This is a genomic window from Roseovarius sp. D22-M7 (assembly GCF_037083785.1).
Taxonomy (GTDB): Bacteria; Pseudomonadota; Alphaproteobacteria; order Rhodobacterales; family Rhodobacteraceae; genus Roseovarius.
Genome location: NZ_JBAPKY010000036.1, coordinates 4,499 through 22,859, shown reverse-complemented (window position 1 = coordinate 22,859; position 18,361 = coordinate 4,499). Strand labels below are relative to the sequence as shown.

The window sequence follows — 18,361 nt, the reverse complement described above, 5'->3', positions numbered from 1 at the left end:
CAGGGAGAAACTACAGACGACGGCACCGCCCACATTAGTGGTTTTACAGAAACCCACATTTGTTGTTTTGATCATTTGCGGGAAATTCCTGCCTCTGCCTCTAGCTCTTCCGTGCGAGCTTCGATATAGGTTTGCATCTCTCCCACCATCTTCCGGCCGGTCGCGCTGCAAGCCGTCTTGAAGCGCGTATGAAGTGACTGAGGGAGATCGAGACTCAGGCGCTTGGTGGGTTCTTGGGGCGCAGGCTTTGCGTCGGCCTTCGAAAGATCGTTCGTCGTGTCATGCCCTGCCCCGCCGTTTTCATATGCCGAGATTTGCTCGTCCGTGGGCTGCTTCGGCTTCGGCGCTGTTGAAAACGTCTTCTTCGACATACCGCTCGATCTCTCTGGTTAGGTGTTCGATTTCGCGGGTGGCGATGCTGCCGCTGGCCCACTCGAAAATTGTTTGCCCCATCGTCAGGCTTTCCGCGAAAGCGACCCTTTGCTCGATTTCACTTCGCAGGATTGGCAGGCCCGCCTCAGCCGCCATTGTGCGAATATCTCGCCCGATCACGGTTTTCCCTATTTTGCGGGAAACCACAAACCCACATTTTAGGGAAGGCTTGAATTCCCGGGCTTCCTTGACCTGGCGGACTGTCAGGTCCGACGCCCATGTCGAAAGACCTGAAGGTTCGATTGGCAAGACCACGAAATCCGAGGCCACGATGCAAGAGCGCGCAATCTCTTCTGCGTGCGGTGGCCCGTCAATCACGGTATGCGTGTAATCCGCTGCAAGCTTCAGGGCATCACGCGCCATGTTGGCTCGCGCCATGCTGACCACCTGAAAGGGCGCGTCTTCCCGCAGCCCTGCCCAGGTCGTTGAAGAGCTCTGCTTGTCCGCATCGATCAGAAGCACGCGATGCCCTTGTCGAGCCAGGCAAGCCGCGACATTCACCGATAGGGTGGTTTTGCCGACGCCGCCCTTCTGGTTCAGAAACGAAATAATCATGAGTTCTGTTTCACAGTATCTGTGGGAATGTGTAAAGACACAAAACCACATTTATGCAATTATCCTCGCTGGCAGACTCCGCGTTTCTTGCAGAAGGCGAAGAAGTGCTTGTCTACATCTTTCACTTCAAACACCGTGGGGGTTTAGGAAATATTAAGGTTCAATGCCTTACGCTCCAGAACCCAAAGCGCAACTCTATACTAACCCCCGCAACAGAAACCACAAACCCACATTTGTCCATACGGCTGTTGCCTCATGAAATGCAGATCGAAGCCCCTGATTTTTCCAGAAGCAAGCCTTGCTCCCGGAGCTGTCAGGAACCACTCGACCCTCGTTGGAGGCGCCACGAAGAAGCCACCCGCACCACCTCCGGTAGAGACGACAGGAGGCAGGGCTGCTTATGGCTGTGGGCAATAATATTTCGGACGGTGCCTTCTTGCCGCACCGGGAACCAAAAATTCTACCCTGATTTTACCATGATATCTTTATGTTGCAGCAACGATCACGAAAGTGTAACCACGAATTGGTAACATGCCGCAGTGTGCACAAAACACTACTACTGGGTGTCGGGACAGAAACCTAAAACAACGCCTGTGAACAAACGGAGCTTGGCTAAATGAACATGATGAAAAACGATAAGTTTGAACAGAATACAGTGCTGGAGCGGGATGCATCCGCTCAGAACGCCAATCCTGCTCTGGCGCAGCTGATGAAGGCCTGGGAAAGCAAGAACGCAAGGCATGCCAAGCGCGCAGGTGGGTTTGGTCTGATGGCTGTCTCTCTGGCTGCTTGCGGTAGCGATGGCGACGGCGGTTCTTCCGATGATGACGGCACCACCCCTGTTGCAGAAGGCGGTATTTGGAGCCTGGTCGCTGGTGGCTTGCAGCTCGCAGGCGACTTCGACCCTGCACTTTTTGCGGGTGGCGTTCTGCCAGCTGGTGTTCTGATTGGTGCTCCTGCGGTTTTGACGCCAACAAGCACTGACTTCGTAAATGGCGATGGAAATCCGGCAGGCGGCGACGATCTGGTTTTGAGCACATCCGGTTCCTTCACGGGCGCGGTTGTAGATCTGGGCGAAGGTGACGACACGGTTTTCATTGATGTCACCGGAAACACGATCGCCGGCCTGGTTACCAATGTCGAAACCGTTGAGCTCGCGAACAGCACGCTTTTCGGGGCCAGCCTCGTGAATTTGTCGACTGTCGTCGATGTCGAGAACGTCACCATCAGTGAGACAAGTGCTGCAGGGGGAAATCTGCAGGTTACCAATATCCGCAACACGGCGGATATCGAGGTTCAGGGCAACTTCAACAACAACGTGTTCATCGACTTCCTGAACGCGACAGGCCCACTCAATCTGACGGTCAATGACTATTTCCAGAATGCTGGTTCGCTGAACATTGCGCAGGACTTCACTGCCATCAACGTGACCTCGGCTGGTGAAGGTACGCTGAACGCGATCGATGCGGGCGCTCTTGGTGCCAACCTGCAAAGCCTGACCATCGACGGAACTGTTGATTTTGAAGTCATCGGAGGCGCTGTAGCTTTCCGCGCCGCGACACCTGCTGTGATCGACGCAAGCGGCTTCGAAGGTGATAACCTGACGCTGGCAGTTGCTGGACACAACGATGTATCCTTCACTGGCTCGGACGCTAATGACGCGTTGAGCGTTACAACAGCACCGGCCGCTGTTGGCCCCGACAACGTCATCACACTGACCGCCGATCTCGGCGCGGGCGACAACACGCTGACCATCAATGCCGGCGCGTTTCAAAGCTTTGTCACCCCGGAGTCCACTATCGCTAGCGACGGTGATCTGGAATTGATCATTGCAGGCGGCAACGTCGACATGACCCAGCCCGATGCAGATGGCAACTTGCTTGATCTGTCAGCGGTGACCAGCGTGACGATCACGCAAGGTGCGATCCTGAACCTTACTGCCGAGCAGGTCACAGAGATCGGCATCGATAACTTCTCGACTCCCGATTTCGGCAACGCCACCGGCGCACTCAACATCACCGGTGTGGATGACACGCCGTTGGACCTGAGCGGCATCGATGTTGGCACCGTGGTCACTCTGACCACTGTTCCGGGCGATGTGACGCTGGACCCGACCACTGTTCTGGGCAATACCAATACTGGTGTTGCGGCGGTCATCGTGGACAACCGCGGCACCGACAGCACGGTAACCATGACGGCTGAGCAGTTTCAGCAGCTGGACGGCACGGGAGAAGTCACGGGACGAGGCGGGCCGGGCACCAACAACCCAGCCACCGGCGAGCCGTTTGAAACCGGCTTGGTTCTGACCGATTTGGACCCGGATACAGAATATGACTTGGGTGAAGTTGATACAGACACCACAGATGTTCAGCTGAACAACTTCACAGCTGGTGCAGACTTTGATCTTACCGATATTGGCACCACTGAACTGACCGTAACCCTGTCGGGTGATGTTGACCTGTCCGAGTCTGGCGCGTTCGCTGTTGATAACTTGGTCTTTTCCGATGGGGCAGTGTTGACCACCGCCGGCGAGCCTACCGTAAATAATGAAATTGTCTTCGAAGGCGCGGCCACCCTCAACAATGTGGACAACTCTACAGTACTCTTCGATACAGACAATATTTCCGGCGATGCATCGCAGGTGGTTCTCAACTTCGAAGGAACTGGTCCCGCAGTTCTGAACGTTGAGGGTTCAAGCGATCTGACTTTGAAGGCTGTGAATGCCGGTAACGACACAACGAGCCTAACCGTCAACAATAACCTGGACGCTGGCGCAACGCTGGACATCACCGGGGGCAGCCCGGCCATGACCCTGGGTGAAGACACCACGGACCTGACAGTCACAGGTGATGCGGAAACGACCACTTTGATCGGGACTGATCCTGGTGAGCCGGATATTGTCAGCAGCTCTTTGACCACAATCACCGCCACTGCTGGTACAGATGCGGTCATCAACCTCGGAACGCTGGATGGCGTAACCTCAGACACACTGACTGTTGACGGCAACAACGACCCAAGCAACGCAGCCACCGGCACGACCACTGTTGAAATCACTGATGTGCCTGCTGGCGCGGCATGGGAGTTCAACGGTGTCGAACTGGTCATCAATGATGTTGCGGGGTTCGGCGCAGGGGCGACCATCAAGCTGGGTGCGGGCACCACGCTTGCCGGTGACGCGACTCTTGCTGATATCTCACCCTTCCTGACCAGTGACTCGATCGTGCCACTGGATGCCAGCTCCACCGCAGCCGAGATCACTACGGTCCTACAATCGCTTCAAGCCAACCAGGCCACTGTCGATGTCACCGGCATGGATCTGGATCAGCTGACAGCCGTGGTCGACAACTCGCTGAAGGTTGCTACTGCCAACGGGGATCTGACGCTGACGGCCGATCTGACCGTCTTCCAGATCAACACTCTTAGCGGTAAGTATGCTCAGGGTATGGACGACGTCCTGACCATCGATGCCGATGGCATGACCACGGCGCAGAAAGCGGCGTCTGCTGGTGCAGTTGCTGGCAACACCACCGATGTCATCAATCTGACGCTCGACTCGGATGACAGCGCCGGAGACATCGGAATCCTGCTGGCTGAAACCGCCAACAACTCCACCGTTGTTGAAGCTGCAGACATGGATGCAGGTCAGCTGAACGCGCTGGTTGGCAACATGCCCAACGTGAATGTCATCAATGACATGACCCTCACGAACGGCAACGTCGATACCCAAATCACGGCTCTGCTCAGCAAGGCGGCACCGCAAAGCGTGACGGTTGATGCCGAGTTCATGGGCAACGATCAGTTTGCTGCGATCGAGGAGCAGATCACCAAGATTGCTGCTGACGGTGTTGAAAACCTGACTGTAACTGCCTTGGAGCCGGACCAGGATTTTCAGGTCACGGCACTTCTGGAACTGGCTGTGGATGCTGAAGTCAATGCGTTGAACATGTCAGATAACCGTCTGAGCATTGTCGCCGAGAATATCGACAACATCGCAGACGACGGCATCACCGGTCCGCTGACAGTGACGGCTGATCAGACGGCTGCTGAAATCACCTCTTTGGTGAGCAAGGCACCTGATGGCACGGTTATTGTGGATCTGTCCGACATGGACACCGATCAAGTCGACGCCGTAACTGCTGCTTCGGACAAGGTTGCCAATCTGACCGTCGGTGAAAACTCCTCGGTCACACTGACCTTGGCACAGTTCGCCACACTCGACAGCGATGGTCTTACTCCGATCATAGGCGCTGCCGCAACCGATGCAGCCAACACGGGCGGGGCTATCACGATCATTGCAGATGCAGATGGAACGCTGGATCTGTCTCTGGTCTCCGCTGGTGCGGGTAGTGCCCCTGCTGACGACAACGGTGGCACGCTGACTCTGCAGGTTGAGGACGGCTTCACTCTGTCGGTCGAAGGAGCGCTTCCGGGTCAGAACGAGAACCTGGCAGTCTCCGGGACCGGCACGCTGGCTGTAACCGAGAACCTGAATCTCGTCGGTCAGAACCTGACGGTCGCAGGGGGCATGACCATCGACCTGGCACCGGATGTCACCCTCACTCTGACAGCGGAACAGGCGGATGCCTTGGCTGTTGACGGTGTGACTATCACCAAGGCGGCGGCAACTGCGCCTGCGGTCGAAGGTGAGATCTTCGTGAGCGGTGGTTTTGAAGTTGTTGCCAATGAGCCACTGGACCTTTCAGCGCTGGACCTGAGCCTTGTTGACCGCTTCGATCCCCTTGAAGGTGATGGAACGATCCTGTCTGCCGATCCGGCCAAACTGCCGGCCCAAATCGGGGTTGGTTTCGCCGACCCTGTTTTGGTTGATGTGGACAGTGATTGGTCAACTTACGATGGTGTGCTGAATGCCAATGTGAATGTGTCGGCGAATGCCACACTGACACTGAATGCTGACACTGCAGAGGCATTCGCAAACACTGGGTTCCAGATCACGGGCGAAGCATCTGGTGCAGGTGAGACTGGTGGCTCGATCGTCATTACTGACCTCGACGATACTGAAATCAATCTGTCAGGTCTTGACGGAGATGTTCTTCCGGGAACTGGCGGTGCTGGCGACGATGGCACTTTCGTCGTATCAGTTTCGACCGATGTCACGCTGGATCAAAACACGATTCTGCCCACAACGGCAGACGTCATCATTGATGATGGTGCCACGCTGGGCGTCAATGGTGGAACGGCGCAGGCCGATGGTAGCAACGCCTACGAAGGCCTGGGTACGCTGAACTTCGTCGACCTGGACGGCATTGCCGTCGCGGCAGACTCGGAAGTGCGCTTCAACAGCTTCACCTTCGAGGACACAGATACTAACGTGACCATCAATGGGTTTGAATCCGCGAATGCCGTTATTCTGCCTGACGGTAACGTTCTGTCTGGTACCAACGGGCAGTTCTTGTTTGAAGGTACGACGCTCGGAACGATGTCTCTCGATCTTAGCAACTTCACCACGTCGGGGACCGGCTTCGATACCATTCCGGATAACACCACAGCGACTGATCTCAACGGGGTCGGGGTCATCGTGGTGGAGGATGGCACCGATCCAACAACGCTGGACTTCTCCGGTGCCAACAACGGCGAAGATGCGCAAATCTTCTTCGCCTTTGAGAATGGTGCCAATACCGAAGTTCAGTATTGGAGCGATGATGGTGCCGGTACGGGCACCGCGAGCGACGGCATTGTTGATACGGATGAACTGACCTTGGTCGCCACGCTGGACGATACCGGAACTGACCAGCTGGGCAGCGAAAACTTCACGGTCTAAGCCTTACAGGTCAGCTTCTGCTGCACTATGAGAATGGAACACCCCCGAGCACACGCTCGGGGGTGTTTTTCTTAACGTAAGACTTCGGGCGGCTGAATGTGCGGTGCGGCTTTGACAAACAGGCGGTTAATCTCTTAGGCACGCGGAAAACCGGTTTCTTCCAAGCAGGGATATGTAATAGAGACTAACGAAATTAGAGTGCAGGCGAAGAGAGCCATGGGCCAAGAAATCAGCCCATGCCGTTGTCACCCAGCCTGCATACCACAAGCTTCAGGAGCCTTGTCATGACGACCTCCCCCTCTCCCGATCACATCCCGGATCCAGAAGCCGCTCCCGAAAATGCTGCGGCTGTTGTCCTGGATGATGTGCGTTATCCGCTGGACCAACTAAGCGATGCGGCTCGCGGCAATATTGCCTCGATCAAGTTTTGCGATGAAGCCATCCAGCAACGCCGCAACGAGCTGGCCGTGGCTGATACAGCCCGAATGGCTTATGCTTCAGCCTTGAAGCGTGAGATGGGCAAAGGGGATACAAATGACAGCGCCGACGCCCCAGGCTGAAATCCTGCAGCTGGGCGATCAGGAGTATGCCATTGATCAACTTAGCGCAGATGGTCGCTTAGCTTTGGAACGCTACCAGCAGATCGAAGCGCATCTACAATACCTGCGCAATATGCAGGCTGTTCTGACCAAGGCGCGCAATGCCTATATTGCCGACCTGAAACAACACGTCCTGAAAGGTCGCACCGGGTTGGATTTCTCCGACCTTTTGTCAGATGACTGATACAGCGCCAGCAAGGAACCAAGGAGAGATGAATGCCCAAAATTACCGTTGATGGCACCGACTATCATACCGAAGACTTGAATGATAATGGCAAGGCCCAATTGGCATCCTTGCAGTTTCTGGAAGCTCAGATGCAGAAACTTCGTAACGAGATCACCGTCTTCGAGACGGCACGCCAAACATATGTAAATTCGCTGAAAGCGGAGCTGAACCAGTCACAATCCGAGGACACCTGAAGCTGCGTTTCCCAGGCCCCCAAGACACGAAAACCGTGGCCCGGACGCCATACCTCGTGTCAACGGGCTACGTGGGCAAGATTTACTTTGCTTAAGCCGGGTATGTGATTCAACACGAGAAGAGTAGAGCCTTGATCCGTAGAAACTCACCGATGTCACCAAACCGTACCTCTGGTGTGCCCTTGCTCCTCTCTCTCTTGGCGCCGGTATTTCTTTTGGGCTGCCAAAATCCGCCCGGGTTTTCCGACCAGGAACTGGCCACCTCTGTTGCAGCGATGACAAGCGGGGATGTAACGCTCCCCTCTGACGCGCCACAGGATGTGGAACGCGCTGCAATCGGACAGGATCAGGGTTATGGTGCCGCTCTCCGCGAAGCTATCATCGAGAACCAGCAATTCGCCGCGGCCATTCGGCAGTATCGTGAAGCAGCCGCCGGGATAAAAATTGCACAAAGCGACAGACGGCCACAAGTGGGCGGCTCGGCGACGGCAGGCGGGGTTGGCGGTGGAGGGGAGGATGACGTGACCTTCGGTGGCGCTTTGGACGTGTCGCTGTCGCAGCTGATCTATGACGGGGGTGCTGTACGTTCAAATATTGCGGGTGCAACAGCACGCGCCTATGCAGCGCGCGCCGAGGTGGCGGTTTCCGGAAACGAGGTTGGGCGTGAAGCAGCCAGGGCGTGGATCGACCTATGGCTGTCCAATTCTCAGCTTGCTCTGCTCAATGAGCGGATCAACGAGGTCTCGCCCATGATCGACCGGATCCAGCGCCTTATCACAAGCGGGATAATCGATCGTGCCGCCCTTGCCGCCGCCCAACGGCAATTCCTCGATTTGAAGCTGGAAGAAGAGCGGTTGAACGCAGACTTGCGCAGTGCCCGAGAACGGTTTGACCGCTATTACAGGGACCGTCCTGCATCCGTTCCAGCACCTGAGAGACTGTTTTCGGATGCGGAACTCCAACGCATGAGCACAACTTGGACGGATTCCCCGGCGCTCATTTCGGCGGCGGCAGGTTTGATTGCCAACGAACAAGCTGTCGAGGCCGCCGAAGCAGAGACCCGACCGACCGTTGCTTTACGTGCCGGAGCGCGTAGCCCTATCCGGGAGACGGACGAACCGGATGTGAATGTCGGGGTGGTTCTCCAGTACGATTTCTACGATGGCGGGCGTAAAAGGGCCCGGATCGAGCAGTTGACTGAACAACTGGAGGCCGGAAAAGAGTCGTTCGAAGATTTGAAATCTGGCACACGCGTTGAAATTGAAACGGCCTTGTCGAGGCATCGATCATTGCGTGGTACGATTTCGGTCCTGCAGGCACAGATCCGTGAGCTGGACACCGAACGCAAGACGCTGCGCTCACAGATCACGTCGGGCCAGGCCGATTTTCGTCAGTTGGTCGAGTCGGAGGTTCTTTATTACCGCGCTCAGGCCCGTCTTCTGGATGTACGTGGCGAGCTGACGGCATTGGAGATTACCATGGCCAGCCAGACGGGCCAGCTTACCGAGAAACTGAATATCGATATTGATGCGGCTTTGTAATTTCCACGTTGGAGAAGAGCGCGCCAGAGATCAATGCTGTGCATTCCGACATATCCGGTCAGCCGCTCCGACGGCATTCGGTCACGAAACCAACCGTGCCCCGGTACAGGCACATTTCTCCTCGGCGATCGAGATTGCTCACGGCAAGGTCGGCGATACGGATGCCAACGTGCCGCGGTCCTAAAAGGACGACATCTGCTTGGTTCCGAATAGATAGTACGGTTTGACTGGTTTGACGCCGGTACATACATTGTAATTATGCCACGCTGTGGAAGCTTTACAAGGATGAGTATCATGCCGGCACGAACAGTCAGCACATCCTGACACCGATCGCGCCGGGCAAGATTGATACCAAACTTAATCCTTTGCTCCGATACTCTTCACAAGATATAGTAACGTCATGGTGAAAAATACGTAATGTGGTGACATGTCAGATTTCAGCCCTTTATGCCCAATCCAGATGGAAGTTTTTCCCGACCAGATGCATCTTCGCCGGGAGGATCCGACGAAGAATATGCGGCGCTTCTACAAGATGGTGGTACAGCGTGACCTTTTCGGAGGTGCATCTTTGATCCGGGAATGGGGTCGGCTGGGCAGCCCTGGGAAGCTGCGTGTCGATCACCATCTCGACGAGGGCCACGCAGTCAATGCCCTGATTAACCTGATGACGGCCAAGCGCAGGCGGGGGTATGAGTAACGTCTTTGCCCGCGTGGATGACTGGTAAACACATAGGGCTTACACTTTCGGCGCGGGAACCAAGAACAGGGGAAGCCGATGGATTGGTTCAGCGACAAACATCTAAAGGAACTTGACGCGGCGCTTCTGGCCTTGCCGGAAGACAATGACCCGATGCTTCTCAGCCAGTTCGACGGGTTTTGCGCGGCCTTGGTCGTCTGCCCGGAGCTTATTTCACCAACCGAGTGGCTGAAGGAGGTCTGGGGGCCTGATGGTCCACCCGAGTTTGACACGGCAGAGGATATGCAGCGCCTGATCGATCTGATCATGGCGCATTACAATCAGGTAGCTGACATGCTGCGCCCTCCTGCGTGGTACGCGCCTGTGCTGACCAAATACGAACGCACTGGTGAAGTTTTCTGGGAGATGTGGCTCGAAGGATTCATGCGTGCGGTCGTGCTTTACCCCGATGCATGGAAGCGCGTGATACGTCATGGCGATGATCAAGCGCATGTGGCGATGATGAGTCTCCTTGCCCTGTCGAAGTTTGCGCGAACGCGAGCTGAGTATTCCAAGCAGGACCGGATTGACCGAGACAACGATGCACCAGACCTGATCACTGAAAGTGTTCTGGAGCTGAACCGTTTTGCGAAGGGTCTTCCGACAGAGGCATTGTTTGAGGATATGCCCTGGGACAAGCCACAACCGGCGAACTTTCCTTTCGGTCCAGATGAGGCCTCAAGTAAAAAGATTGGCCGTAATGAACCGTGCCCCTGCGGGTCTGGTCGCAAGTACAAGAAATGCTGTCGAGCCAACTAGTCACCTGAATCTTAAGTTCACTGAAACCGGCTGATCATCGGACCCGTGCAAGCGGGGAATTCTACTTCGCTACTTCTGGGGAAGTTCAAACGGCGTTGACATTGCATCACGGGCGGGGCGGGCAACCAAAGAAACCGATAGTCGTTCAATCCAGAAGGTCATCGAACAACGAGGCGGGTATATCACGTGCTCTGTGAAGTACTCGCCAGAGATCTAAGAAATCTTCTTCCTCACAGTAGAATGCGGGCTTCTTCGCGGATTGTGTGGGTTGGCGGGTCCCGGTTCAGGCCGCGACCACACGAGATGTTGTGTCGTAGGGTGATGCGGGCAGGTGCGTGAGCCGGCCGGCGACGAGGTAGGCCATGTTGATGAAGTTCCGCGTGGTGCGATAGCCGCGTGCGCGGGCCTTGGCCGCCTGGATCAGGCCGTTGATGGCTTCGACACCGCCATTGGTCAGCCGGCTGTCAAACCCGTTCAGGATCCCGTCCCAGTGTGCCCTAAGCGTTCTGGCGAGCTTGCGGAACGGTGCCAGACGGGACCGCTTCGCCCATGCCAGCCACGCGGTCAGCAGCTCCGCCGCCTCGGCCTTGCTGTCGGCCTGGGCGAAGATGTCCCGCAACTCTTCCTTCATCCGGAACGCCCGCGCGGTCTTGAGCTTGCGGCGCGACAGGTCGTGGTGCTGCGCGATCTGGGTCTTCGTCCAGTGGTGCTTGTCCTTCAGCCACATCCAGCGCGACCGCTTGAGGGCGGGTTCCGTCCGCACTTCGGCGCGCCGGACCTCTTCCAGCGCCTCGTTGGCGAGTTTCACGACGTGGAAGCGATCGAAGGTGACCGCCGCCTCGGGCAGATGCCTGGCCACCCCCGCGATGTAGGACCGGCTCATGTCGATGCAGGCGGCAGTGATCCTGCTCACATCGCCGCCATGCGCCTCGAGATCCTCGACGAAGCCGGCCACGGTGCCCTGGTCGCGCCCCTCGCAGGCAAAGAGCAAACGCCGGGCGTCGAGATCATGGAAAAGGGTGATGTAGGCGTGTCCGCGCCGGGCGGCGGTCTCATCGATCCCGACGGCGGTGACAGCCTCGAAATCCTCCTCGGCCCGTGCGGCCTCGACGTAATGCGTCACGACGCGCCAGATGCGGTCGTCGCCCACGTCCAACAGCTCGGCCACGGCCTTCACCGGCATCGCGCGCACCAGCGCGATCACGAAGGCATCGAAAAGCTGCGTGAACCCCGAGCCGCTGCGCGCCCAGGGCACCGTCACCTGCCGGGTCTTGCCGCACTCGCGGCAGGCAACCCGCGGGACCGCGGCATGGATGATGGCCTTGTGCTCGAAGAACCGCAGGTGTTCCCAGCTGCGCCGCCGTGTGTCGTGGACCGGCTGGTCCGCAGCGCCGCATGAGGGGCACGCGAAGCGGCTGCCGGCCTTGAACGCGACCTCGAAATCGATCTGCTTCATGGCCGCGTCAAACGCCACATCATCGACATACCACGGCGCCTCCAGCCCAAGCGCCATCGTGAAAAGGCTCGTCTCCGGCTCCATTCCGCCCTCCATCGTTCAGAACGGCCGAAGGCTACTCAAGAACCGTGTTCAGGCCAACACCGCCCGGCGCGTCCGCCGCTGCGATGGTTGAGGTCTACGCGCCGGACGCGCCTACCGGACGCACAAAATATAGCGCCCGCTCAAGCTTCGGTGAGCCCGGCAACCCACACAGATCGAGAAGGGACCAGAATGCGAGATAGCCGAAGCCCTTCACTGGCCATACCCTCAGGCCGGGCCGCCCAAGTTCCCAGCCGATCCATGGCGATCCGGATGCGGGGTGGGTGGAGATATGCAAGTAGGCGACCTCCAAGGCATCGATGAAACGTAGGGCCGCATCGAGACCGGCCTCGCGGGCAAGATGATCGACAGCCTCAGCAATGTCCTTGCTGGCAGCCTGTCGTGGGACGACAGGTTTGGCCTTATCCCTCAAATGGTTGTGCCGGATCCGCGGGTCGCCCTGTCCCTGAGGGCCCTGAAGGTCTTTTCGGTGATGGGCTCATCCTGCGCGCTCGCGCGTCCTTCATCGAGCAGTGCGCGAAGCGCTTGTCGATCCAGGTCGCGGCGGATCAGGTCGCGCACATACTCGCTCGAAGTTCCATAGCCACGCGCTTCGGTCTGGGCGTCCACCGCAGAGCGCATGGCGTCGGGTAAGGAGATATTCATAGTGGCCATTATGAGAGGGTGGTCGCTATGGCAAATTTTGTCAAGCCTGATCGGCTCCCGTTGCAGCGGTGCTGACGCGAAATAATCGCGACACTGGTTGCCCGTCGTAACAGGCGGCGGGAGGACACGGTTCGCACCGAGATTTCGGCCCTCGCCGCATAATGCAAAGAGTCGAGCTTACTGATCGCTCGCTCGATATCCCGTGTATAAAAGGGGTTTTCTTTTCTTGCCATTCGCTGATAACTGCATTTCTCAATACTGAAACAGGAAATACCATATGCAGCTGGAAGACATGACTCTTGAAGAGCTGAAGAGGCTCAGGAAAGATGTGGAAAAAGCGATTGAGACCTACGAAGCTCGTCAGCTTTCCGAAGCCCGAGCCAAGCTTGAGGCGCAGGCCAAAGAGCTGGGATATTCACTCGAGACGATTGCCGGGGTTTCAAAAACGGGGAGTGCGAAACGTCTCCCAAAGTATCGCCACCCGGATAATCCTACCCTGACCTGGACGGGGAGGGGGCGGAAACCGAAATGGTTCATCGATGCTCTCGAGTCGGGTTATGAAAAAAAATACCTCGAGATCTAATTTCCTTGGCTTCACAGCAAGTGGCTACCGAGGCGAGTAAGTAAACGTAAGCGCCCAGCATGAGCCACAGTCAGGTGGCTTGTCAGGGCCTCGAGGATCGTCTCACCAAGGGCGTGGATGTGGTTGATCTGATGCCCACAGACTCGAATAATGACCGACGAACCAATAGGGACGAAGCCAACAGTGACCTCGTTGCTGGAGCTATCGGCCTGCGTTCTTGCTCTTAACCATATGTTAAAACGTACAATTTTAGGTAAGGCTTACGGAGTTGAACATTAGCTCCTGACGAAGCAGTGGAGTAAAAGGTATGGACAAGCAAGATAAGCATGCATGGCTAACTGAAGTCGCGGAGGACATGATCATTTATTGCGCGAGAAACGAGCTTTTCGAAACTGGTGCAATTTTACAGACAGCGCGTCGCGTACTCGTTTCTGAGGTTACCTCTCAAAATCTTAGATCTAAAAAACGCTTGGAAGCCTTAAAAAAAGTAACGAAGATACCGCAATAGAGGTGGGACAACATATGGGGCAGGGGCATCGCAGATGGATCCGACACGTCGCCCTGAGGTCTTTCGATGTCCATCCTGAGCAACAACCACGACTAGAGAGGGTGTTTTGTTCTCTGTGTGTTTCTGCGGAAGACCGCGCAAAAGTCAACTGAGAAGGCCCTGACATATGGAGGTGGCGATGATGCAAAAAACGGAGAAGAGGGGGCAACCCTACCTGGGTTCGCTGGACACGCGGCTGTATCAATCCTAAATACTGTAGAAGGCCACGTGGAGACTTGCGCACGAACAGATATTTCAGGCCGCGAAATACTGTCAGTTATTATATCGAATGGGATTTGCCAAAAAAGATTCTAACAGTAACTTTATGTTCATAACTATGAGAGAATTTTGTATTGAGCAGATAAAATAATCAACTAACTGAAAAAACATGCGTGGAATGCCTTTGGGTATCTACAATGAGGCAGGGCTCGGGGCCGGTTGGTCTTGAGCCTTTGCTTTTCTTAAGCTTCAGTTCAGATATTCTACTTTGATTAGAGTTCAGACAGATCCTTTTAGGATTCTTGACTGCACGCGAGCAATCAAAGCAACCCAGCCTTTCGACCCGTTCCAGCAGCATCCTGACCGATGAGGGCTGCCACCTCGATCGTCCGCGTGGGGTGCGTTCGCGCATCGCCTCGAGACGGTCACAGATCGCCAGCAGCGTGGTGTCAGATTCATTTCTGTGCGCCGCGCCCGCAAACAGGAGATTGAACACTTTAACATCTTCCCCGGCCTGAAGGCCGGAGATTTCCGGTATGGCGCTCAGCCTCACCGATAGTTCTCGTTTCAACGGAGAGCTGATGCCCTTCCTCCACGAGCATAGACGCCGTGTTCCGACGTAGGATTACCTTGGCCGCATTGCTGTCCGCGTGGTCTCGATGGCCGCAGGTGGTGCAGACGAAGCTCGCTTGGTTCTCGCGACTCTGGCTGTCCACCGCGCCACACACGGAGCATGTGCGCGAGGTATAGTGGGCGGGCACTTTCAAAAGCGTTCCACCCCGTTCTTCCAGCTTGTAGGCCAGAAGTGTTTCAAAGATATGCCAGCCTTGGTTTAGAATCGACCTGTTCAACCCGGATTTCTGCCGGACATTACGCCCCGGCTCTTCCAGTGTCCCACGGGCGGAACCGGTCATGTTCCGGGTTTTCAGGTCTTCGATCACGACCGTGCCAAAGCGCCGCGACAGATCGAAACTGGCACGATGGTGCCAGTCGCGCCGGATACGCGCTCTGCGGGCCGACAGGGCAGCAACACGCCGTCTGGCCCTGGCGTAGCGTCTCGATCCACGCTTGCGCCGGGACAGGACGCGCTGCGCCCTGCGCTGCTTGCGGTCCAGATCGGCAAGGGATGCCGGAATCGACATATGCTCTCCCGTAGACAGCGAGAGCGTGTTGGCCACGCCCCGATCGATCCCAACGGCAGGCGCGATATTCGCCAGGGCTTCGTGCTCAATCGTGAGGCTGAACGCGATATGCCAGCCGTTCGATGCAAGGCTGATCGTGACGTTGTTGATCTTGCCGCGCAGCGGACGGGTGTCGCGGAACTTCACCCATCCTATTTTCGGCAGGCGGACCTCAGACCAATTACTGTTCAGTCGGCGTGTCTCGATCTCCCGGCCCTGAAAGCGAAACGTATCGTTGCGCCCGCGCTTTCGTGGAGACGGGTAGCGGGCGACGCTCTTGAACCAGTTTTGATATGCGCGGTCGAGATCGCGCAGGGCCTGCTGCTGAGGCGTGACATGCACCGCCGCGATCCAGTCATGGTCCCGGCGCAACTCTGTCAGTTCACGGGCTTGCGCCGGATAGCTGATGCCGTGGCCGGTGGCTCGACGATAAGCGCGGTAATGGTCGCGCCGTTGCTCAAGGGCCAGGTTGTAGATCAAACGACATACCCCTGCGAACTGCGCGAACAAATTTGTCTGCGCAGGCGTAGGTTTCAGCTTGTAGACATGGCCGCGAGAAATCATGTAAAGATTCTATCAGTTGGTCTGAGGCTTACAAGCATGGATTATAGAACAGGAAGACATGTCGTTCACATGCTTCATGTCCATTTGGTCTTTGTTACGAAATACCGTCGTGACGTGCTGTCCGAACCGGCCCTACGCGACCTGAAAGACATCTTCGCCAAGGTCTGCCGAGACTTTGAGGCGGAACTGATAGAGTGCGATGGCGAGGACGATCACGTCCACTTGCTGGTGCATTATCCGCCAAAAGTCCCCCTGTCCCGGCTGGTCAACAGCCTCAAGGGCGTGTCAAGCCGCCTCTTGCGCGAGCACCGGCCCGAAATCACCGGGCGTTACCACAAGGGTGCCCTGTGGTCGCCTTCCTATTTCGCCGCCAGCTGCGGCGGTGCGCCTCTCTCCGTTATCGCTGATTACGTCAAATCACAGCGGGAAGCGGCCAAGGGCCGCTCTCGCATTCCTTCCCTCCCTGAAGGAAGGGGTATCCCGCGAGGTTGACGATGAAGACGACTGAATTCGACGAACGCTTCGACGCGGGCGAAGACATGTCCGCCCAAGTCGATTGGACAAAGGTACGTCGTCTCAATGTTGAGGCGAAGCGTGTAAACGTGGATTTTCCGGCCTGGGTTGTCGCTGGTTTGGACCGGCAGGCCCAGAAACTCGGCATCACCCGTCAGGCACTGATCAAGATTTGGATCGCTGAGCGGCTGCATTAACATCTTCTCCGGCCTTCAGGCCGGAGAAGATGTTAATCAAGGTCTGTGGCTGCTCGATCGGAGTCAAAGAAAATTCAACTTTTCAGCTCGTTCCAGTAGCATCCTTACAGACGAGGGCTGCCAGCTTGTACGGCCGCGCGGTGTGCGTTCGCGCATCGCCTCTAGCCGGTCGCAGATCGCCTGCAATGTGATGTCGGGATCGGCGCCCTTGATCGCAGCGACAATGGCGGGCAGGCGGTCGTCAGTATCACGGCGACCGGCTCGGCCAAGCACCGTCTCGGGCAGGAAGCCATCGCGGACATAGGCCTTCACGGCCCGCAGTAAGCGGCTCTGGGTCCAACGCCTATTTGTGGGCAGGGGCGCGTTGACGACGCGCAACACGTCCTCCCAGGGCATGTCCGGGCGCAGGCGCCGGACATGCGGTACCCAGTCTTGGGCAGTCTTGCCCAATCGTTCCATGTAGCCATCCTGTCGCGCCAGTCGTACCTTGCGCAACGCTGCGGGGTCCTTGGCACGCAGACCTGGATTACCGCCCACACGGCCCTCATTTCGTGCGCTGGCCAGCCCGGCCTTTGTGCGTTCGCGGATCAGGGCGCGCTCGAACTCGGCCGCAGCCCCCAGGACCTGCAATGTGAACTTGCCCTGTGGGGATGCGGTGTCGATCGGGTCCTGGATCGAGCGGAAGAAGGCACCCTTGGCCTCGAGCCGCTCGATCACCTCGAGAAGATGCGACAGGGACCGGGCCAGTCGGTCGATACGGACCACGACCAGCGTGTCCCCTTTGGTCACACGCTCCAGAACCCGACCCAGCACCGGCCGTACTCGATCCCCACCAGAAGCGTGCTCTTCATGGATCTCGGCGCAGCCGGCAGCTTTCAGGGCCTGTGCCTGAGGTAAGGGCGTCTGGTCTTCGGTCGATACGCGAGCGTAACCAATCAGCATCGAGTGGATGGGTCCATTAGCCAGATCAAAGGGTGACATCACGGGGTTGAGCCAGTGGTCGGGACTCTCGCTCAGGATCTCCGGGAAACGCGAGGATATGATCGGCGAAGCTTTCTCGTGATGCATGGGCCGCCGCAACGAGTTGGCGGTAATCATCCTCTGACAAAACCACGACTGCCGGTTTGCCGCGCCGGGTCACATGCTGTGGTTGACCAGCCAGCGCGTCGGCGACAACAGTGCTGAAGCGGTTCTTGGCATCCTGAAGGTTCCACACGGGCTGATCTCCTGTCTAGACAGATAGCTAGTTAACAGGCTGCTGAAGAAGTCTGGCGAGAAGAACATTTTCCCGATCATACGGGTTTCAGGCAGACGGTTTGCGAGCGACGCGCCAGGCCTTCGGCTCTTGCGCCATCAGGCCGCGAGGAGTTTCGGCAACCTGGCGAGGTTGCAGGCCGCCATGGTCATCGTGAATTTTGCGCGGACCCTGTCGAGGCCGCGATGAACGGTCTGTGCCGTTCCGCCAACGGTTTTGGCCCAGCCGAAGGGTTCCTCGATCTTCTTCCGGTTCCGCTGGGACAGGGCGTAGCCGGG

Annotated in this window: 18 protein-coding genes and 2 pseudogenes (1 of these 20 only partly in view); 11 read left to right on the top strand and 9 right to left on the bottom strand. The window is 57.0% G+C overall.

What is annotated here, in order from left to right; genetic code table 11:
• Positions 1-300: 300 nt before the first annotated feature.
• Entirely contained in the window at positions 301-987 is a 687-nt protein-coding gene (gene parA, locus V8324_RS15005) for a ParA family partition ATPase (protein ID WP_336420740.1), read from the bottom strand.
• A gap of 616 nt (positions 988-1,603) precedes the next feature.
• Here parA and V8324_RS15000 point away from each other — a divergent pair.
• The 7 genes from V8324_RS15000 to V8324_RS14970 all read left to right on the top strand — a co-directional run bounded on the left by V8324_RS15000 (position 1,604) and on the right by V8324_RS14970 (position 10,821).
• A complete protein-coding gene (locus V8324_RS15000) occupies positions 1,604-6,766 on the top strand; it encodes a beta strand repeat-containing protein (RefSeq protein ID WP_336420739.1) in 5,163 nt (1,720 codons plus the stop codon).
• A 284-nt stretch (positions 6,767-7,050) separates the two neighbouring features.
• The gene (locus V8324_RS14995; RefSeq protein ID WP_336420738.1) at positions 7,051-7,326 is read left to right on the top strand and encodes a hypothetical protein; all 276 of its coding nucleotides are present in this window, start codon (positions 7,051-7,053) and stop codon (positions 7,324-7,326) included.
• Positions 7,301-7,549: a hypothetical protein gene (locus tag V8324_RS14990; protein WP_336420737.1), complete on the top strand. Its 249-nt coding sequence runs from the start codon at positions 7,301-7,303 to the stop codon at positions 7,547-7,549. Before V8324_RS14995 ends, V8324_RS14990 begins: the two co-directional genes overlap by 26 nt.
• 32 nt (positions 7,550-7,581) lie before the next feature.
• A complete protein-coding gene (locus tag V8324_RS14985) occupies positions 7,582-7,785 on the top strand; it encodes a hypothetical protein (RefSeq protein ID WP_336420736.1) in 204 nt (67 codons plus the stop codon).
• Positions 7,786-7,916: 131 nt separating this feature from the next.
• A complete protein-coding gene (locus tag V8324_RS14980) occupies positions 7,917-9,326 on the top strand; it encodes a TolC family protein (protein WP_336420735.1) in 1,410 nt (469 codons plus the stop codon).
• 427 nt (positions 9,327-9,753) lie between these two features.
• A complete protein-coding gene (locus tag V8324_RS14975) occupies positions 9,754-10,023 on the top strand; it encodes a WGR domain-containing protein (protein ID WP_336420734.1) in 270 nt (89 codons plus the stop codon).
• 78 nt (positions 10,024-10,101) lie between these two features.
• On the top strand, positions 10,102-10,821 hold the full coding sequence (locus V8324_RS14970; RefSeq protein WP_336420733.1) for a UPF0149 family protein: 720 nt from the start codon (positions 10,102-10,104) through the stop codon (positions 10,819-10,821).
• Between the two features lie 283 nt (positions 10,822-11,104).
• Here V8324_RS14970 and V8324_RS14965 read toward each other — a convergent pair whose 3' ends face one another.
• The 3 genes from V8324_RS14965 to V8324_RS14960 all read right to left on the bottom strand — a co-directional run bounded on the left by V8324_RS14965 (position 11,105) and on the right by V8324_RS14960 (position 13,024).
• Positions 11,105-12,361, bottom strand: coding sequence for an ISL3 family transposase (locus V8324_RS14965; protein WP_336420732.1), 1,257 nt, complete (start codon positions 12,359-12,361; stop codon positions 11,105-11,107).
• A gap of 94 nt (positions 12,362-12,455) precedes the next feature.
• Positions 12,456-12,791, bottom strand: a complete 336-nt coding sequence (locus V8324_RS22440; protein ID WP_442970548.1) for a type II toxin-antitoxin system RelE/ParE family toxin — start codon at positions 12,789-12,791, stop codon at positions 12,456-12,458.
• Complete coding sequence (locus V8324_RS14960) at positions 12,788-13,024, bottom strand: ribbon-helix-helix domain-containing protein (protein WP_336420731.1); 237 nt, start codon at positions 13,022-13,024, stop codon at positions 12,788-12,790. The genes V8324_RS22440 and V8324_RS14960 overlap by 4 nt, the downstream gene beginning before the upstream one ends.
• Positions 13,025-13,301: 277 nt before the next feature.
• On the opposite strand from V8324_RS14960, the gene V8324_RS14955 reads away from it, so the two are divergent.
• Complete coding sequence (locus V8324_RS14955; RefSeq protein WP_336420730.1) at positions 13,302-13,607, top strand: H-NS histone family protein; 306 nt, start codon at positions 13,302-13,304, stop codon at positions 13,605-13,607.
• Positions 13,608-13,914: 307 nt separating this feature from the next.
• Positions 13,915-14,115 carry a hypothetical protein gene (locus V8324_RS14950; protein WP_336420729.1) on the top strand — a complete coding sequence of 67 codons (201 nt, stop codon included), beginning with the start codon at positions 13,915-13,917 and terminating at the stop codon, positions 14,113-14,115.
• Positions 14,116-14,701: 586 nt separating this feature from the next.
• Here V8324_RS14950 and V8324_RS14945 read toward each other — a convergent pair.
• Positions 14,702-14,818, bottom strand: a pseudogene (locus tag V8324_RS14945) (recombinase family protein); the annotation flags it as partial.
• A 52-nt stretch (positions 14,819-14,870) separates the two neighbouring features.
• Positions 14,871-16,118 (bottom strand): RNA-guided endonuclease InsQ/TnpB family protein, encoded by a 1,248-nt coding sequence (locus tag V8324_RS14940; RefSeq protein ID WP_336420728.1) that lies wholly within the window; start codon positions 16,116-16,118, stop codon positions 14,871-14,873.
• A gap of 36 nt (positions 16,119-16,154) precedes the next feature.
• On the opposite strand from V8324_RS14940, the gene tnpA reads away from it, so the two are divergent.
• Positions 16,155-16,610, top strand: coding sequence for an IS200/IS605 family transposase (gene tnpA / locus V8324_RS14935; protein WP_336420727.1), 456 nt, complete (start codon positions 16,155-16,157; stop codon positions 16,608-16,610).
• 2 nt (positions 16,611-16,612) lie between these two features.
• Positions 16,613-16,828: a type II toxin-antitoxin system BrnA family antitoxin gene (gene brnA, locus V8324_RS14930; protein ID WP_336420726.1), complete on the top strand. Its 216-nt coding sequence runs from the start codon at positions 16,613-16,615 to the stop codon at positions 16,826-16,828.
• Between the two features lie 63 nt (positions 16,829-16,891).
• Here brnA and V8324_RS14925 read toward each other — a convergent pair whose 3' ends face one another.
• The 3 genes and pseudogenes from V8324_RS14925 to V8324_RS14915 all read right to left on the bottom strand — a co-directional run.
• Positions 16,892-17,770: a recombinase family protein gene (locus V8324_RS14925; RefSeq protein WP_336420755.1), complete on the bottom strand. Its 879-nt coding sequence runs from the start codon at positions 17,768-17,770 to the stop codon at positions 16,892-16,894.
• Between the two features lie 25 nt (positions 17,771-17,795).
• Positions 17,796-18,044, bottom strand: a complete 249-nt coding sequence (locus V8324_RS14920; protein WP_336420725.1) for a type II toxin-antitoxin system Phd/YefM family antitoxin — start codon at positions 18,042-18,044, stop codon at positions 17,796-17,798.
• Between the two features lie 137 nt (positions 18,045-18,181).
• Positions 18,182-18,361, bottom strand: a pseudogene (locus V8324_RS14915) (IS5 family transposase); it runs 827 nt beyond the window's last position.

Excerpts from the sequence above, each read along its gene's own strand:
- parA (WP_336420740.1), bottom strand. The coding sequence starts at position 987 with ATGATTATTTCGTTTCTGAACCAGAAGGGCGGCGTCGGCAAAACCACC.
- V8324_RS15000 (WP_336420739.1), top strand. The coding sequence starts at position 1,604 with ATGAACATGATGAAAAACGATAAGTTTGAACAGAATACAGTGCTGGAG.
- V8324_RS14995 (WP_336420738.1), top strand. The coding sequence starts at position 7,051 with ATGACGACCTCCCCCTCTCCCGATCACATCCCGGATCCAGAAGCCGCT.
- V8324_RS14990 (WP_336420737.1), top strand. The coding sequence starts at position 7,301 with ATGACAGCGCCGACGCCCCAGGCTGAAATCCTGCAGCTGGGCGATCAG.
- V8324_RS14985 (WP_336420736.1), top strand. The coding sequence starts at position 7,582 with ATGCCCAAAATTACCGTTGATGGCACCGACTATCATACCGAAGACTTG.
- V8324_RS14975 (WP_336420734.1), top strand. The coding sequence starts at position 9,754 with ATGTCAGATTTCAGCCCTTTATGCCCAATCCAGATGGAAGTTTTTCCC.
- V8324_RS14970 (WP_336420733.1), top strand. The coding sequence starts at position 10,102 with ATGGATTGGTTCAGCGACAAACATCTAAAGGAACTTGACGCGGCGCTT.
- V8324_RS14965 (WP_336420732.1), bottom strand. The coding sequence starts at position 12,361 with ATGGAGCCGGAGACGAGCCTTTTCACGATGGCGCTTGGGCTGGAGGCG.
- V8324_RS14960 (WP_336420731.1), bottom strand. The coding sequence starts at position 13,024 with ATGAATATCTCCTTACCCGACGCCATGCGCTCTGCGGTGGACGCCCAG.
- V8324_RS14955 (WP_336420730.1), top strand. The coding sequence starts at position 13,302 with ATGCAGCTGGAAGACATGACTCTTGAAGAGCTGAAGAGGCTCAGGAAA.
- V8324_RS14950 (WP_336420729.1), top strand. The coding sequence starts at position 13,915 with ATGGACAAGCAAGATAAGCATGCATGGCTAACTGAAGTCGCGGAGGAC.
- V8324_RS14940 (WP_336420728.1), bottom strand. The coding sequence starts at position 16,118 with ATGATTTCTCGCGGCCATGTCTACAAGCTGAAACCTACGCCTGCGCAG.
- tnpA (WP_336420727.1), top strand. The coding sequence starts at position 16,155 with ATGGATTATAGAACAGGAAGACATGTCGTTCACATGCTTCATGTCCAT.
- brnA (WP_336420726.1), top strand. The coding sequence starts at position 16,613 with ATGAAGACGACTGAATTCGACGAACGCTTCGACGCGGGCGAAGACATG.
- V8324_RS14925 (WP_336420755.1), bottom strand. The coding sequence starts at position 17,770 with ATGCTGATTGGTTACGCTCGCGTATCGACCGAAGACCAGACGCCCTTA.